This is a genomic window from Streptomyces sp. NPDC093094, assembly GCF_044754345.1.
In the GTDB taxonomy this organism is placed as follows: domain Bacteria; phylum Actinomycetota; class Actinomycetes; order Streptomycetales; family Streptomycetaceae; genus Streptomyces.
Map to the genome: position 1 here is coordinate 337,593 of NZ_JBIVOX010000001.1, position 13,273 is coordinate 350,865.

Annotated in this window: 14 protein-coding genes; 4 read left to right on the forward strand and 10 right to left on the reverse strand. The window is 73.5% G+C overall.

Translation table 11 applies throughout. The features are described from left to right. The 3 genes from ACIQGV_RS01120 to ACIQGV_RS01130 all read right to left on the reverse strand — a co-directional run. Positions 1 to 1,130, reverse strand: a 1,130-nt coding sequence (locus ACIQGV_RS01120) for a DUF692 domain-containing protein (protein ID WP_402488647.1), incomplete at its 3' end; no start/stop codon positions are given. A gap of 127 nt (positions 1,131 to 1,257) precedes the next feature. After that, positions 1,258 to 2,046 (reverse strand): DUF4142 domain-containing protein, encoded by a 789-nt coding sequence (locus ACIQGV_RS01125; protein WP_402488649.1) that lies wholly within the window; start codon positions 2,044 to 2,046, stop codon positions 1,258 to 1,260. A gap of 88 nt (positions 2,047 to 2,134) precedes the next feature. Then, entirely contained in the window at positions 2,135 to 2,842 is a 708-nt protein-coding gene (locus tag ACIQGV_RS01130) for a peptidyl-tRNA hydrolase (protein ID WP_402488652.1), read from the reverse strand. A gap of 84 nt (positions 2,843 to 2,926) precedes the next feature. Between ACIQGV_RS01130 and ACIQGV_RS01135 the strand changes: the two genes are divergently transcribed. Together ACIQGV_RS01135 and ACIQGV_RS01140 are read left to right on the forward strand one after the other, a co-directional pair. Then, the gene (locus ACIQGV_RS01135; protein WP_402488654.1) at positions 2,927 to 3,805 is read left to right on the forward strand and encodes an ATP-binding cassette domain-containing protein; all 879 of its coding nucleotides are present in this window, start codon (positions 2,927 to 2,929) and stop codon (positions 3,803 to 3,805) included. Further along, positions 3,802 to 4,473, forward strand: coding sequence for an ABC transporter (locus tag ACIQGV_RS01140; protein WP_402488657.1), 672 nt, complete (start codon positions 3,802 to 3,804; stop codon positions 4,471 to 4,473). The genes ACIQGV_RS01135 and ACIQGV_RS01140 overlap by 4 nt, the downstream gene beginning before the upstream one ends. Here ACIQGV_RS01140 and ACIQGV_RS01145 read toward each other — a convergent pair. From ACIQGV_RS01145 to zapE, 7 genes are all read right to left on the reverse strand, one after another. Beyond that, the gene (locus ACIQGV_RS01145; protein ID WP_402488660.1) at positions 4,465 to 4,644 is read right to left on the reverse strand and encodes a hypothetical protein; all 180 of its coding nucleotides are present in this window, start codon (positions 4,642 to 4,644) and stop codon (positions 4,465 to 4,467) included. The two genes, ACIQGV_RS01140 and ACIQGV_RS01145, sit on opposite strands and share 9 nt — an antisense overlap. Before the next feature lie 19 nt (positions 4,645 to 4,663). Further along, complete coding sequence (locus ACIQGV_RS01150; RefSeq protein ID WP_402488662.1) at positions 4,664 to 5,545, reverse strand: polysaccharide deacetylase family protein; 882 nt, start codon at positions 5,543 to 5,545, stop codon at positions 4,664 to 4,666. A 138-nt stretch (positions 5,546 to 5,683) separates the two neighbouring features. Then, complete coding sequence (locus tag ACIQGV_RS01155; RefSeq protein WP_402488665.1) at positions 5,684 to 7,048, reverse strand: alkaline phosphatase PhoX; 1,365 nt, start codon at positions 7,046 to 7,048, stop codon at positions 5,684 to 5,686. A gap of 86 nt (positions 7,049 to 7,134) precedes the next feature. Then, positions 7,135 to 7,911, reverse strand: coding sequence for a slipin family protein (locus ACIQGV_RS01160; RefSeq protein WP_402488668.1), 777 nt, complete (start codon positions 7,909 to 7,911; stop codon positions 7,135 to 7,137). A gap of 198 nt (positions 7,912 to 8,109) precedes the next feature. Beyond that, positions 8,110 to 9,594, reverse strand: coding sequence for a SulP family inorganic anion transporter (locus ACIQGV_RS01165; RefSeq protein WP_402488670.1), 1,485 nt, complete (start codon positions 9,592 to 9,594; stop codon positions 8,110 to 8,112). 8 nt (positions 9,595 to 9,602) lie between these two features. Then, a complete protein-coding gene (locus ACIQGV_RS01170) occupies positions 9,603 to 10,184 on the reverse strand; it encodes a carbonic anhydrase (protein ID WP_402488673.1) in 582 nt (193 codons plus the stop codon). 375 nt (positions 10,185 to 10,559) lie between these two features. Then, positions 10,560 to 11,663, reverse strand: a complete 1,104-nt coding sequence (gene zapE / locus ACIQGV_RS01175) for a cell division protein ZapE (RefSeq protein WP_402488676.1) — start codon at positions 11,661 to 11,663, stop codon at positions 10,560 to 10,562. 37 nt (positions 11,664 to 11,700) lie between these two features. Here zapE and ACIQGV_RS01180 point away from each other — a divergent pair, with 37 nt between their 5' ends. Both ACIQGV_RS01180 and ACIQGV_RS01185 read left to right on the forward strand, forming a co-directional pair. Next, the gene (locus ACIQGV_RS01180) at positions 11,701 to 12,555 is read left to right on the forward strand and encodes a pyrimidine reductase family protein (RefSeq protein WP_402488679.1); all 855 of its coding nucleotides are present in this window, start codon (positions 11,701 to 11,703) and stop codon (positions 12,553 to 12,555) included. A gap of 154 nt (positions 12,556 to 12,709) precedes the next feature. After that, positions 12,710 to 13,183: an indole-3-glycerol phosphate synthase gene (locus tag ACIQGV_RS01185; protein ID WP_402488682.1), complete on the forward strand. Its 474-nt coding sequence runs from the start codon at positions 12,710 to 12,712 to the stop codon at positions 13,181 to 13,183. Positions 13,184 to 13,273 lie beyond the last annotated feature (90 nt).

The following is a 13,273-nucleotide window of genomic DNA, read 5'->3' on the forward strand; positions in this document are numbered from 1 at the left end:
TGGTCCGGCGTGCGGCTGGTGTCTGTGCCGTCCTGGTCCGGCGTGCGGCTCGCGTCCGTGCCGTGCCGTTCCGCTGTGCGGCTGGTGTCTGTGCTGTTCCGGTCCGGCGTGCGGCTGGTGTCTGTGCCGTCCTGGTCCGGCGTGCGGCTCGCGTCCGTGCCGTGCCGTTCCGCTGTGCGGCTGGTGTCTGTGCTGTTCCGGTCCGGCGTGCGGCTGGTGTCCGTGCCGTTCCGGTGCGGCGTGCGGCTGGTGTCCGTGCCGTTCCGGTGCGGCGGGACGGCTCCGGTCCCCGTGGGGTCCGTCGCGCGGTCCGCCCGGAGGGCCCGGCGGATCTCCGCCAGCTCCCGCTCCAGCTCGGCCGGCTCCGGGAAGTTCTCGTCGCGTTCCAGGAGGACACCCGGCGGGGTCGTGCGGGCGGCGAGGTCGGCGAGGATGTCGAGGACGGGACGGGGGACGGGGTGGGCGTGGCTGTCGTGCCAGACGCCGTCGCGCTCGAAGCCGCCCGCGACATGGACGTAGGCGATGGCCTCCAGGGGCAGTTCGGCGAGCGCCTTCGCCGGGTCCTCGCCGCGGTTGACGTGGTTCGTGTGCAGGTTGGCCACGTCGACGAGGAGCCGTACGCCCGTCCGGTCGGCCAGTTCGTAGAGGAACTGGCCCTCGGTCAGCTCCTCGCCCGGCCAGGAGACCAGCGCGGCGATGTTCTCGACGGCCAGCGGCACCGGGAGGGCGTCCTGCGCGATCCGGACGTTCTCGCACAGGACGTCCAGCGCGTCGCGCGTGCGCGGCACCGGCAGCAGATGCCCGGCCTCCAGCCGCGGGGACGCGGTCAGCGGGCCGCCCGCGCGGACGAACGCGATGTGCTCGGTGACCAGCGGCGACCCCAGCGCCCCGGCCCGCTCGGCGAGCGCCGTCAGCCGCCCCTCGTCCGGCCGGTCCGCGCCGCCGAGGCCGAGGGACACCCCGTGCGGGACGACCGTCACCCCGCGCTCGCGCAGCCGCAGCAGCGACTCGGGCAGATGCCCCGGACAGACGTTCTCGGCGACGACCTCCACCCAGTCGATGCCCGGCATCGACTCCACGGCGTCCGCGATCTCCGGCCGCCAGCCGATCCCCGTCCCCAGTCGCTCCATGGTCCCTCCCCCTGGTCCTCCGCGCAGGCCGCGGCCTGCTGCGTGTGTGGGGGGTATGGCCCCGCGGCCGGGGCACGAACCCCGCCGCGGGCGCCTTCAGAGCAACATTTGAGGTTCGTGCCGCTCCCTACTGGAGCAGCCCCTCGGAGTCCACCGGCTCCGGACGGCCGGTGTTGACCGTGCCCGGCGCGCCCGGCGACGGCCGCGAGGTGGTGCGGATGTCCCCGGTCGGCCCGGCGACGGGCGCCGACGGCACGGGCTGGCCCGGGACCGGCGGCGGCGGGCCCGTGGGGCTGGCGGTCGAGGCGTTCGCCGCGTCGTTGGCGATGGCGTCGAAGTCGACCTTGCCGGTCTTCTCCAGGATCGTGATGTGGTCGAGCACGGTCTGGTTGGTGTCGGACGCGAGCTGGCGCACCAGGGTGTTACGGGTGCTGTTCCGCACCGCGCCGATGGCCGGGAAGATCTTGCCGTGCGCGGCCCGCAGGAGGTTGACGAACTTGTACTCGTACTCCGCGCCCGTCGCCGCGCTCATCTCCTGGAGCCACCCCTGCTGCTGCTCGTTGGGCTGGTTCGGCAGCTCGACACCGAGCTGGGCCGCCACGATCCGCACCCGCTTGTCCAGGTCGGTGTGGCCCACGATCAGATGGTCGCCCGCCTCCTTGATGGCGGCGCTCGGCGCCCGCTCGATCGCCTGCTGCCCCGCCGGCAGCTCCCACAGACCGGCCAGCCGCACCCGCACGATCAGGTCCCGGTCCTGGGCGGTCAGCGGCCCCCAGCGGGTGCTCACCGTCCCGGCGTCCAGATTGGCCTGGCCGGTGCCTGACCGGTCCGCGTAGGACCATACGGGGAACGCGAGCGCGCCCACAGTGGCGACGAGGGCCGCGATGATGAACGCCGTACCGTTGATACGCCGCAAAGGATGCCTCCCGGGAAATACCGACTGGTCGCTGGGTCAGCTGATGCACGGCCAGCGCCCAGTGATACGGACGGCACTCCCCGAATGTTCAAGCGGACGTTCGATCGATGGCCGGATGATCCGCGACGACCGTGCACGACCCCGGGGCGATCTCCGTGAAGCCCGCGTCCCGCACCACCGGCAGCCCGCTCAGGGTCAGTTCGCGCCAGCGGTCCGGCGCGGCGGTGCGCACGGCGAGCGGGAAACCGGCCTCGCGCCACATCTCGCGCTCCTCGTCCGGCAGTTCCCACCAGGCGAGCTGCGCGCCGTGCCCGGCCTGCGCCATCGCCTTGCCCGCCGACATCTCCACCTCGGGGCTCATCCACAGCACCGGGGTCCCGGCGTCCGCGGCCTCCGGCGCCTCGGGGTCGTCCAGTTCGGTCCCGGACACCTGGAGCCTGGCGAGGTCCTTCGGCCAGCCGTCCAGCGGCACCGGCGGGAACACCCTCACCTGTGCCGCCTTCCCCGTGACGGTGATCCCGGGCAGCGCCTCGGCCCGGCGCCACTCCGCGCCCCGCGCCCGCCGCACCACCTTCCGGATCCGCGCGTCCTGCCAGTCCCGCATCGCCCGCGCCCACTCGCCCTCACCGAGGGAGCGCGGGTCGCCGAGGATCGTGAGGACGGCGCGCGCGGCGGTCTCCAGCGCGTCCGTGCGGGACGGAGGATCACCCCGCTCGACACGGGCGACCAGCGGAAGCACGAACTGGGGGGCCTGGTCTCGGACACCGGCCTCGGACCGGAAGGGACTGTCGCTCACGTCTGCGAGGCTACTGGACCCGTTCCGCGCGGAACGACGGCCCCGCGGCCAACCGATCACCTCCCCGTTCCGTCTCACAGGACGATGACCTCCCAGCACAGCGCTCTGCGTCTCGACAACGTCGGCCGCCGCTACGGGCTGCACGGCCCCTGGACCCTCCGCGGCGTCGACCTCGCCCTCACGGCCGGCACCCTCACCCGCGTCGAGGGCCACAACGGCACCGGCAAGTCGACCCTCCTGCGCGTCCTCGCCCGGCTCGACGCCCCCACCGAGGGCCGGCTCACCGGCCGCCCCCGCACCGCGTACGTCCCCGAACGCTTCCCGTCCGCCCTGCCCTTCACCGCCTCCGGCTATCTCGGTCACCTCGGCGCCGTCCACGGCCTGACCCGCCCCGCCGCCCGGCACGCCGCCGGCGAGTGGCTGGAGCGGTTCGGCGCGGCACAGTACGCGGACACGCCCATGGACCGGCTCTCCAAGGGCGGCAGCCAGAAGGTGGCCGTCGCCCAGGCGCTGCTCGCCGAGCCGGAACTGCTCGTGCTGGACGAGGCGTGGACCGGGCTGGACGCGGACGCGCGCGCCGCACTGGACCGGGCCGTCCTGGAGCGGGCCGCCGCCGGAGGGGCGGTCGTGTTCGTCGACCACGACCCGGCCCGGCTCGCCGGTCTGCCCGACGCGGTGTACGCCGTGCGGGAGGGAGGTCTGCACCGCCGTACCGAGGCCGCGGACGTGCCCGCCGGACCGCTGGTCGTCGTCGAGGCACAGGGCGCACCGGGAGCGCCGCTGCCGCCGGAGGCGCTGCGGGTGGCGGCCACGGCGGCCGGGACCGGACCCGGACTGCACCGGCTCACCGTTCCCGCCGCCCGCTCCGACGTCCTGCTGCGCGCCCTGCTCACCGCCCGTCCGCCCTGGCACGTGGCGGGTGTGCGCCCCGCCTCCCCCAGCGACCAGGAGAAGACCCGATGACCGCCCTGCTGCGCTACCAGCTCGCACTCCTGGTGCGCTCCCAGCGCTGGCTGCCGCCGTTCGTGCTGTACGCCGTCTTCCTCGCCGTCGGTGTGCAGGGCGGGGAGCCGGTGCTCGACTCGCTCGGGTACGCGGCTGCCGCGCTGCTGCCCACGGCGGCCTGGCTGGTACGGATCTGCGTCACCGCGGAGCCCCCGGCGGCCCGTGCGTGCGTGGCCGCCGCGGTCGGACCGGCGCGGGCGCATCTCGCCGCGGTCCTGGTCGCGCTGGGCGCGGCGGCCCTGCTCGGCGTGGCCGCGACCCTGCTGGTGACGCTGATCAGCGATCCCGTGGGCGCCGACCACCAGACCCGGGTGGCGCGTCCCGCGGCCGCGCCGGCCGGGCTGCTCGCCGCCCAGGCGTGCGCGCTGCTCGGCACCGCCGTGGGCGTCCTCACGGCCCGGCCCGTGCTGCGCACGACCGGCCGCGCGGTGCCCGCGCTGCTGCTGGCGGCGCTGCTGGCGCTGGTGGTGACCGGCTCCCCGGCGAACGCGGCCGTCAGCGGACTGGTCACCGGTTCACGGTCGGGCACCGTGCCGCTACCGGTGCTGCCGCTGCTCGCGGCGGCGCTGCTCGCCGTCGCCGCGACCGCCGCCGCCTGCGCGCTCACCGCGCGCCGGTCACCCTGAACAGGCCGTGCGCTGTGCCTCCTGCCATTCGCAGACCGGGCACAGCGTGATCCCCTTGTACGACTCCGGGTACTCCGTCGGCTCCCGGCACAGCACGCACTCCGCGTAGGGCGGTCCGTCGGCCTTCGGCGGCCTGGCCGGGCCGATCAGGCAGTAGTCGTTCTCGCTCATGCCCTCCAGCGTAGGCCGGTCACCGCCGCCCGGAGGCGGCCCCGATCAGCTCCGACACCTTCACGAGGCGGTAGCCCCGCCGGCGCAGCTCCGGCACGATCTGCCGCACGGCCCGCTCGGTGGCCGGGGCCGCGCTGCGGGTGCAGTGCAGCACGACGACCGAGCCCGGGCGCACGCCGTCCAGGACCTGCCGGGCCACCGCGTCGGCGTCGGTGGCGAACGCGTCGCCGCCGACCACGTCCCACTGCACGGCCGTCACCCCGGTGGCGGCGACCGCCCGCAGGGCCCGGCGGTCGTAGCAGCCGCCCGGGAAACGGAAGTAGGGCATCGCGTCCGGTACGCCGGCCGCGCGGAAGGCGGTGTACGCCCGCTCCACGTCCGCCCGCATCCGGTCGGCGGGCAGGTCCGGCAGGCCGTAGCAGCCGCCCGTGAAGGCGTGGTGGCTGTACGAGTGGTTGGCGACCTCGAAGAGCGGGTCGCGGCCGATGGCGCGTGCCTGGCCCGGGTACTGCTCGGCCCAGCGGCCCGTCATGAAGACGGTGGCGGGCACCTTCAGGGAGCGCAGGGCGGCGATCAGGGACGGGTTGTCGAAGTGCTCGCCCGCCGCGGCCCGGGCGCCCTGGTCGGCGGTCATGTCGGCGTCGAAGGTGAGCGCGACCGTCCTGTCCGGGGTGCGGGGGCCGTTGCGGAAGACGGGGGCCAGGCCCGCCGGGCCCGGAGCCAGCGTGGGAGGCCGGGCGACGGTGCGCAGGGGCGCCGGGCGGGCGGCCCCAGGGGGCGTGGGCGGCGTCTCGGGGGCGCCGCACGCGGCGAGGGCCGCGCCGAGCGCGCAGACGGCGGCGAACCGCCGGACAGGTCGCGCGGCCCGCGCAGGCCGCGCGGATCGTACCGGGTCGATCATCGTACGAACGTAGAAGGCCCGGTCCGGCATTCCGGGCAGGCGGCGCCGGTCGGGCGCCGCGCACCGGGCGGGAGTCACCCGCCCGGGCCCGCCGGGGCGGTGTCGGTCAGCGGCGCCGGGGTCCCCTCCCGGCGGACGTCAGCGGCGCCATGGCCCCGTCACGGCGAAGGTCGTGCCGGGGGTGTAGCAGTTGACGTACATCGTCCTTCCGTCCGGGGAGAAGGTGACGCCGGCGAACTCGCCGTAGTCGGGGTTCCCGGGAGTGCCGATGTTCTGCCGGTTGCGGGCCATCGAGTAGACCTTGCCGTACAGGGTGACGCCGAAGACGTACTGGGCGCCGTTGCCGTCCTCGCAGACCATCAGGCCCCCGCTCGGCGTGAGACAGATGTTGTCCGGGGACTCGCCGGGCAGCTGGACGTCGGTGTCGGGGCCGAACACCACCACCAGGGTCAGCCGGCGGGACGCGGGGTCGTACCGCCAGACCTGCCCGTAGTGGTCGGCCCCCGAGCCGTCGGCGCTGTGCGCGAAGGACGACACGAAGTACACCGACCTCCCGCCCCAGTAGCAGCCCTCCAGCTTCTGGGCGTGGGTGATGCCGCCCGGGCCGAAGTCCTGGAGCCGGATGGGCGTCGCCCTGGCCAGCGGGTCGGGCACGTCCACCCACCGCACCCCCTCGAACGCGGCGCCCGGCTCCTGGACCACCGAGAGGTCGGGCACGCCCGGCACCCGCATCGCCTGGAGCCGGCCGCCGGCGCGCAGCGACCCGTGGCCGCGCAGCGGCTGCTCCGGCAGGAAGCGGTAGAAGAGACCGAACGGCTTCTGGAAGGCGTCCTCGGTCTCGTAGACGATCCCGGAGGCCGGGTCGACCGCGATCGCCTCGTGCGCGAAACGGCCCATGGCGGTCAGCGGCACCGCGCCGCTGCGGTGCGGGTTCACCGGGTCCACCTCGAAGATGAAGCCGTGGTCCTTGGTGTACCCGTTGGTGCCGGCCTTGTCCTCGGTCTCCTCGCAGGTCAGCCAGGTGTTCCACGGGGTGTGCCCGCCCGCGCAGTTCACGGCCGTACCGGCGATCGAGACCCGTTCGGACAGCACGCGGCCCTGTGCGTCGAGGGTCAGCGTCGTACAGCCGCCCTTGCCGCCCGGGTCGTAGGTCAGGCCCTGGACCGTGGGGACGGCGATACGGCCGGTGACGCGGTTCTCGTGATTGCGGACGAGAGCGACACGGCCGCTCCTGCCCGGCAGGGCGGCCATGCCGTCGGGGTTGGAGGGCACCGGGCCCTCGCCGGAACGCAGCGGGTCGCCCTCACGGGAGAGCACCCGGTAGCTGAAACCTTCCGGCAGGTCGAGCAGGCCCCGGGGGTCGGGCACGAGCGGGCCGTACGCCCAGCGGCCGATGCCCTGGGCGGCGGCCGTACCGGCGAACAGTTCGAAGAGCGCTCCGGAGAACGCGATGCCGACTCCCGCGGCACCCGATCCGAGGACATGACGACGCGTCATGGACATGGTGCGGCCTTCCTGTTGGCGGACAGGACTGACCAGCCGTGTCTATCACCCGCGGGGCCGCGCGGGAACAACGCGCGTCCTGGGTGTCACCGTTCCGGTGGGGGCTGCTGAGCCTTCTCCAGGAATCTCAGCAGCTCCACCGGGAAGGGCAGCACCAGAGTCGAGTTCTTCTCGGCGGCCACCGCCACGATGGTCTGGAGCAGGCGCAGTTGGAGCGCGGCCGGAGTCTCCTCCATCTGCTGGGCGGCCTCGGCGAGTTTCTTCGACGCCTGGAGCTCGGCGTCGGCGTTGATGACCCTGGCCCGGCGCTCGCGGTCGGCCTCGGCCTGACGGGCCATCGAGCGTTTCATGGTGTCCGGCAGCGAGACGTCCTTGATCTCGACGCGGTCGATCTGCACGCCCCAGCCGATGGCCGGGCTGTCGATCATCAGTTCCAGGCCCTCGTTGAGCTTCTCGCGGTTGGACAGCAGATCGTCCAGCTCGCTCTTGCCGATGATGGAGCGCAGCGAGGTCTGCGCCATCTGCGAGACCGCGAACCGGTAGTCCTCGACGTTGATGATCGCGGCCGCCGCGTCCACGACCTTGAAGTACACGACCGCGTCCACCCGCACGGTGACGTTGTCACGGGTGATGCCCTCCTGGGCGGGGATCGGCAGCGTCACGATCTGCAGATTGACCTTGTGCAGCCGGTCCATGACGGGCACGATCAGCGTCAGCCCCGGGGTACGGGGCGAACCGCGCAGCCGGCCGAGCCGGAAGACCACCCCGCGCTCGTACTGCTTGACCACCCGGGCCGCCGCGACGAAGCCGACCACGCCGGCCGCAGCCGCCCCCGCGATCATCGCCACCAGTTGCTCGACCATGGCGACCTCCTCGCCCAGAGGCCAAGTTCCCGCTCTTCTGCCACGATATGCCCGCTGCCCGGTCCGGGGCCATGAGCGGCCGGACCGGGCAGGGGCGAGGGGATCGCGGCGGCAGCGGGAGCGGCCGCGGACAGGCCCTGCCGCGCACAGGACCCGCCGTGGACAGGAGCAGGACGGACAGGAGCAGGACGGACAGGCTCAGGGCGCGGCGGCCCGCGCCGGTTCGGAGCCCGCGGCGGTGACCTTCACGGGTTCGGCGCTGGTCTCGCCGTGTCGCTCGGACCAGCCCTCCAGCGCCGTGCGGAAGGCGTGGTCCAGATGGTGCAGGCCCGACAGGTCCAGCTCCACCGGGCGTTCCTCGGGCAGTGCCTCCAGCCGGTCGAGGACCTTCGGCAGCCGCAGGAAGGTCGCGTTGCCCGACAGGTGCACCTGGATCGGTCCGGCGCCCTTGTCGACGACCTCCGTGCGGACGGACGACGCCTCCCACGCCGTCTTGACCACGGCCAGGCCCAGGCCGATGAGCACGCCCTCGAACATGCTGACCATGACGATCGCCAGGGCCGTCACCGCGAGGATCACCGCCTCGCCGCGATGGTCGCGCCACAGCGGCACGATCGCGCGGACCGGGATCAGCTTGGCGCCGGCGTGGATCAGGATGCCCGCCAGGGCCGGGAGCGGGATGAGGGCGAGCGCCTGCGGGAGCATCGCCGCGAACAGCAGCAGCCAGACGCCGTGCATCACACGGGATGCCTTGGTGCGCGCACCCGCCTGGACGTTGGCCGCGCTGCGCACGATCACGGCGGTCAGCGGCAGCGCGCCGAGCAGGCCGCTGACGGTGTTGCCCGCGCCCTGCGCGACCAGCTCCCGGTCGTACTCGGTGCGCGGACCGGAGTGCAGCCGGTCCACCGCCGCGGCGCTGAACAGCGACTCCGCGGAGGCGATCATGGTGAACGCGACGACGGTGGCGAGCACCCCGGGGTCGGCCAGTTCGCCCAGCGCACCGGCCGACGGCAGCTGGACGGAGTCGAACAGGCCGTGCACCTCGACGGTGGCCACCGGCAGGTCGAGGACCACGGCGGCCAGGGTCGCCAGGCCCACTCCGGCGAGGGGGCCGGGTACCGCGCGGACCCTGCCCGGCAGGTGCCGCCACAGCACCAGCACCGCGATCGTGCCCGCGCCCAGCGCCAGCGAGGCGAGTGCCCCGGTGTCGCCGAAGGTGTCCGCCAGGGCTGCGGGAACACCGGCGATCTTCTCCAGGCCCGAGGCGGGGGCCTTCGCGTCGACGATCGCGTACACCTGTCCGGCGATCAGGACCAGGCCGATACCGGCCAGCATGCCCTCGACCACCGAGACGGATATCGCCCGGAACCAGCGGCCCAGTCCCAGGGTGCCCATGAGGATCTGGAGGAGCCCGGTGACGAGCACCATCACGGCGAGCACGGCCAGGCCGAACTCGGAGACGGCCTCGAAGACCAGCACGGTCAGTCCGGCGGCCGGGCCGGACACCTGGAGGCTGCTGCCGCGCATCACTCCGGTGACGAGGCCGCCGACGATGCCGGTGACCAGGCCGAGTTCGGCCGGGACCCCGGAGGCGACGGCCACGCCGACACAGAGCGGCAGCGCGACCAGGAACACCACTAAGGAGGCCAGGAAGTCCTGCTTGATGTGGGGGTATTTGGACATGGTGTGCCTCACAGGGCCTCGAACGCGTCGGACTCCGCGCGATGTTCGCGGACGGCCCCGGTGTGCACCTCGTAGTACCAGGCGCGGGTGCGCAGCCGGCCTTCCTCCAGGGCGCGTTCGACGCTCGGGTAGGCGCGCAGCCGCAGCAGCTGGGCGAGAGCGTGGTGCTGCACCGCGTCGGCGACGGCGGGGTCGTCGCGGTCGGCGGGGGCCGGTTCCCCGGCGGCGTGCGCCAGCCAGTCGCGCACGGCGGGCACCGCGTCGAGGTCGTCGCCGCGCACCAGCGCCCCGACGGCACCGCAGTGCGAGTGACCGCACACGACGACGTCCTGGACGCCGAGCACGTCGACGGCGTACTCGATGGTGGCGGCCTCGGCGCTGGGGCGGGCCGGGTCGTGGGGCGGGACGATGTTGCCCGCGGTGCGCAGCTCGAACAGCTCGCCGGGACCGGCTCCGGTGATCAGTGCCGGGACGACCCGGGAGTCGGAGCAGGTGATGAACAGGACGGTGGGCGACTGGCCCTCGGCGAGCCTGGCGAACTCCTCAGGGCGTTGTCCGAACGTACGGGCGTTGTCGATGAGGGGTTGCATAGGTATTCCTCCTGGCGCGCCGGCGGGCGCGTCGGACGGACAGGACAGAGTGGTGGGGCGCTCTGCGAGCGGCCGCGGGGACATGGATGGATGTCCCCGCGGCCGTCAGGGAATGCCGGGACCCCGGTCGTGGTCCCGTGGAGCCTCATGGATCGTCATGGAACGCGTATGGCGCACGTAAGGCACGGGCATGGCACGCGTATGGCGCACCCCAACGCTTGGTCAACAGGTGGTCAAGAAACACGTTAACCCTGCAAAGTCGCTTGCAGGGTTAACCCGGCGTTTCCGTCCGGAAAGAGCCGCAAAAGGCTGGGCGGGTGGCCTGAACAGGCCGCTGACCAGGCTGACTATCTGAAGTACGGGTCCCGGCCGGGCTCAGGACTCCACGAGCCGCTTTGCATCGCGCGCGAGGGCGGTGAGGCGGGAGATGGCCCTGAAGTACTTCTTCCGGTAGCCGCCGTTCAGCATCTCCTCGCTGAAGAGCCGGTCGAAGGGCAGCCCCGAGGCCAGCACCGGGACCTCCCGGTCGTAGAGCCGGTCGGCCAGCACGACCAGCCGCAGCGCGGTCGACTGGTCCGGGACGGGCGTCACGCCGGTGAGGCACACGGCCGTGAGGCCGTCGGACAGCGCGCCGTAGCGGCTCGGGTGCACACGGGCGAGGTGGTCCAGCAGATGCGGGAAGTCGTCGAGCGAGGCGCTCCCGGAGGCGTAGGCGGCCTTGGTCACCTGCTCGTCGGAGTACGGCGCCGGGGCCTCGGGCAGACCCCGGTGGCGGTAGTCCTCGCCGTCGATGCGCAGGGCGCGGAAGTGGGCCGACAGGCCCTGGATCTCGCGCAGGAAGTCGGCCGCCGCGAAGCGGCCCTCGCCGAGCTTGCCCGGCAGGGTGTTGGAGGTGGCGGCGAGCGCGACGCCCGCGTCGACCAGCTTGCCGAGCAGCGTGGAGACCAGGACGGTGTCGCCCGGGTCGTCCAGCTCGAACTCGTCGATGCACAGCAGCCGGTGACCGGAGAGGGTCTGCACGGTCTGCTGGAAGCCGAGGGCGCCGACCAGGTTGGTCAGCTCCACGAAGGTGCCGAACGCCTTCAGGGACGGTTCCGCCGGGGTGGCGTGCCACAGGGAGGCCAGCAGATGGGTCTTGCCGACGCCGTAGCCGCCGTCCAGGTACACGCCGCGCGGTCCTGGCGGGGTCTTGGGGGCCTTCGCCCGGCCGAAGCCGAACAGGCCGCGCCGGCCGCTGCCGGTGGCGTGCGCGCCGCCGAGTCCGGCCGCGAAGCCCTCCAGGACCTGGACCGCCTCGCTCTGGCTGGGCTGGTTCGGGTCGGGTATGTACGTGCTGAAGCGCACCGAGTCGAACCGCGGCGGCGGCACCATCTCGGCGACCAGCCGGTCCGCGGGGACGTGCGGCTCGCGGGCGCACAGGGACAGCGGGACGGCGTCGGCTGACGGACGGAGACCGGAGGCGGCGGTGGAGGACGACACGGTTCCCCAGCTTAAGCGGCGTGGAACACTGCCTGGCATGCGACGCCTGTTCCCTGTGACCGACGAAACACCGGCATCGGCCCCGGAGGGCGGCCACCCCGGGGCCCCTGGGGCTCCCGGGGCTCCTGAGGGCCCGAGCGGCTCCGGGGGTTCCCGGGCGGACCGCGAGTGGAGCCTCGCCGAGCTGGCCGCCGCCTACGCCTACCCGCCGGCCGGGCCCGCCGGGCCGCAGGTGTGGCTGCGGGCCAACATGGTGTCCACCCTCGACGGCGCGGCCCAGCACGAGGGCCGTTCGCAGCCCATCTCCAACGCGGCGGACATGCGGATCTTCGGCACCCTGCGGGCGCTGGCCGATGTGGTCGTCGTCGGTGCTGAAACGGTACGCCAGGAGGGGTACCGCCCGGCACGCGCGCGTGCGGAGTTCGCCGCCGCCCGGGAGGCGGCCGGGCAGGGGCCCGCGCCCGCCGTCGCCGTGGTCAGCGCGAGCCTGGACCTCGACTTCTCGCTGCCGCTGTTCACCTCTCCGCTCGTCCCCACCCTCGTGCTGACCGGCGCGGCCGCCGTGCCCGGCCGCAGGGCCGCCGCGGAGAAGGCCGGCGCGCGGGTGGTGGTCGCCGGGGAGGGGGCCGGGGTCGAGCCCGCCCTGGCGGTACGGGCCCTGGCGGACCTCGGGCACACCCGGCTGCTGACCGAGGGCGGGCCACGGCTGCTGGGCCAGCTGGTGGCGGCCGGTGTGCTCGACGAGCTGTGTCTGACGGTCTCGCCGATGCTCGTGGCGGGGGACGCGCAGCGGATCGCGGGAGGCCCGTCCGTCGCCGTCCCGAGCCGCTTCGAACTCGTGTCGCTGCTGGAAGAGGCCGGGTTCCTGTTCAGTCGCTACCGTCGGTCGTGAAGCGGTCGGAATCTGTCGTTCCGTTTAGTTTCCGATGGGCAGACTTAGACCGGCAGTACCCGTGCGATCACGGGGCAGGATGGTTTCCGCAGGGCCTGGAACGGCCCACGCAGGACGGAGGGTCCACAAGACCCTCGAACAAGAAGGGGCGCTGGTGTTCACAAGCGTTTTGATGATCGAGAAGGCCCTGACGTCCGCCGACGTGGAGTTCGTCACGACCTTGCACGGGGACGAGCAGGTCTCCTTCCACGTGCTCCTCCAGCCGCGCGGCGAACAGGCGGACCGGCTGCTGCGCGCCATCGACGACATCGCCCTCGGCGAGCTGGACGAGGCGGTGCGGGAGGGGGAGACCCCGGAGGGGGACGCCGCGATGACCGTCGGCGAGAAGGCCCTGGAGGTCTCGCTGACCGCGCTGCGCACCGCCGGGAGCGAGGCGGAGGGCCGGCTGGTCGACGACCATCCGCTGGACGCGCTCAGGGGCCTGGTGGGGGAGGTGGGCGCGGACGAGGTGATCGTGCTGACCGATCCCCACTACGTGGAGGAGTTCTTCCACCGCGACTGGGCCTCCCGGGCCCGGCACAAGGTGGGGGTCCCGGTGCTCAAGCTGTTCTCGCACAGCAAGGCGTGACGGTTCCCGTGCGGCAGGGCGTGAAAGGGGCAGGGCCCCGTACGGCATAGGCTGGGGCCCCACCGTCGTAGCGCAATCATGGGAGAACAC

Coding starts and splice junctions, on each gene's coding strand:
- ACIQGV_RS01135 (WP_402488654.1), top strand. CDS start 2,927: ATGACCTCCCAGCACAGCGCTCTGCGTCTCGACAACGTCGGCCGCCGC.
- ACIQGV_RS01140 (WP_402488657.1), top strand. CDS start 3,802: ATGACCGCCCTGCTGCGCTACCAGCTCGCACTCCTGGTGCGCTCCCAG.
- ACIQGV_RS01145 (WP_402488660.1), bottom strand. CDS start 4,644: ATGAGCGAGAACGACTACTGCCTGATCGGCCCGGCCAGGCCGCCGAAG.
- ACIQGV_RS01150 (WP_402488662.1), bottom strand. CDS start 5,545: ATGATCGACCCGGTACGATCCGCGCGGCCTGCGCGGGCCGCGCGACCT.
- ACIQGV_RS01155 (WP_402488665.1), bottom strand. CDS start 7,048: ATGTCCATGACGCGTCGTCATGTCCTCGGATCGGGTGCCGCGGGAGTC.
- ACIQGV_RS01160 (WP_402488668.1), bottom strand. CDS start 7,911: ATGGTCGAGCAACTGGTGGCGATGATCGCGGGGGCGGCTGCGGCCGGC.
- ACIQGV_RS01165 (WP_402488670.1), bottom strand. CDS start 9,594: ATGTCCAAATACCCCCACATCAAGCAGGACTTCCTGGCCTCCTTAGTG.
- ACIQGV_RS01170 (WP_402488673.1), bottom strand. CDS start 10,184: ATGCAACCCCTCATCGACAACGCCCGTACGTTCGGACAACGCCCTGAG.
- ACIQGV_RS01180 (WP_402488679.1), top strand. CDS start 11,701: ATGCGACGCCTGTTCCCTGTGACCGACGAAACACCGGCATCGGCCCCG.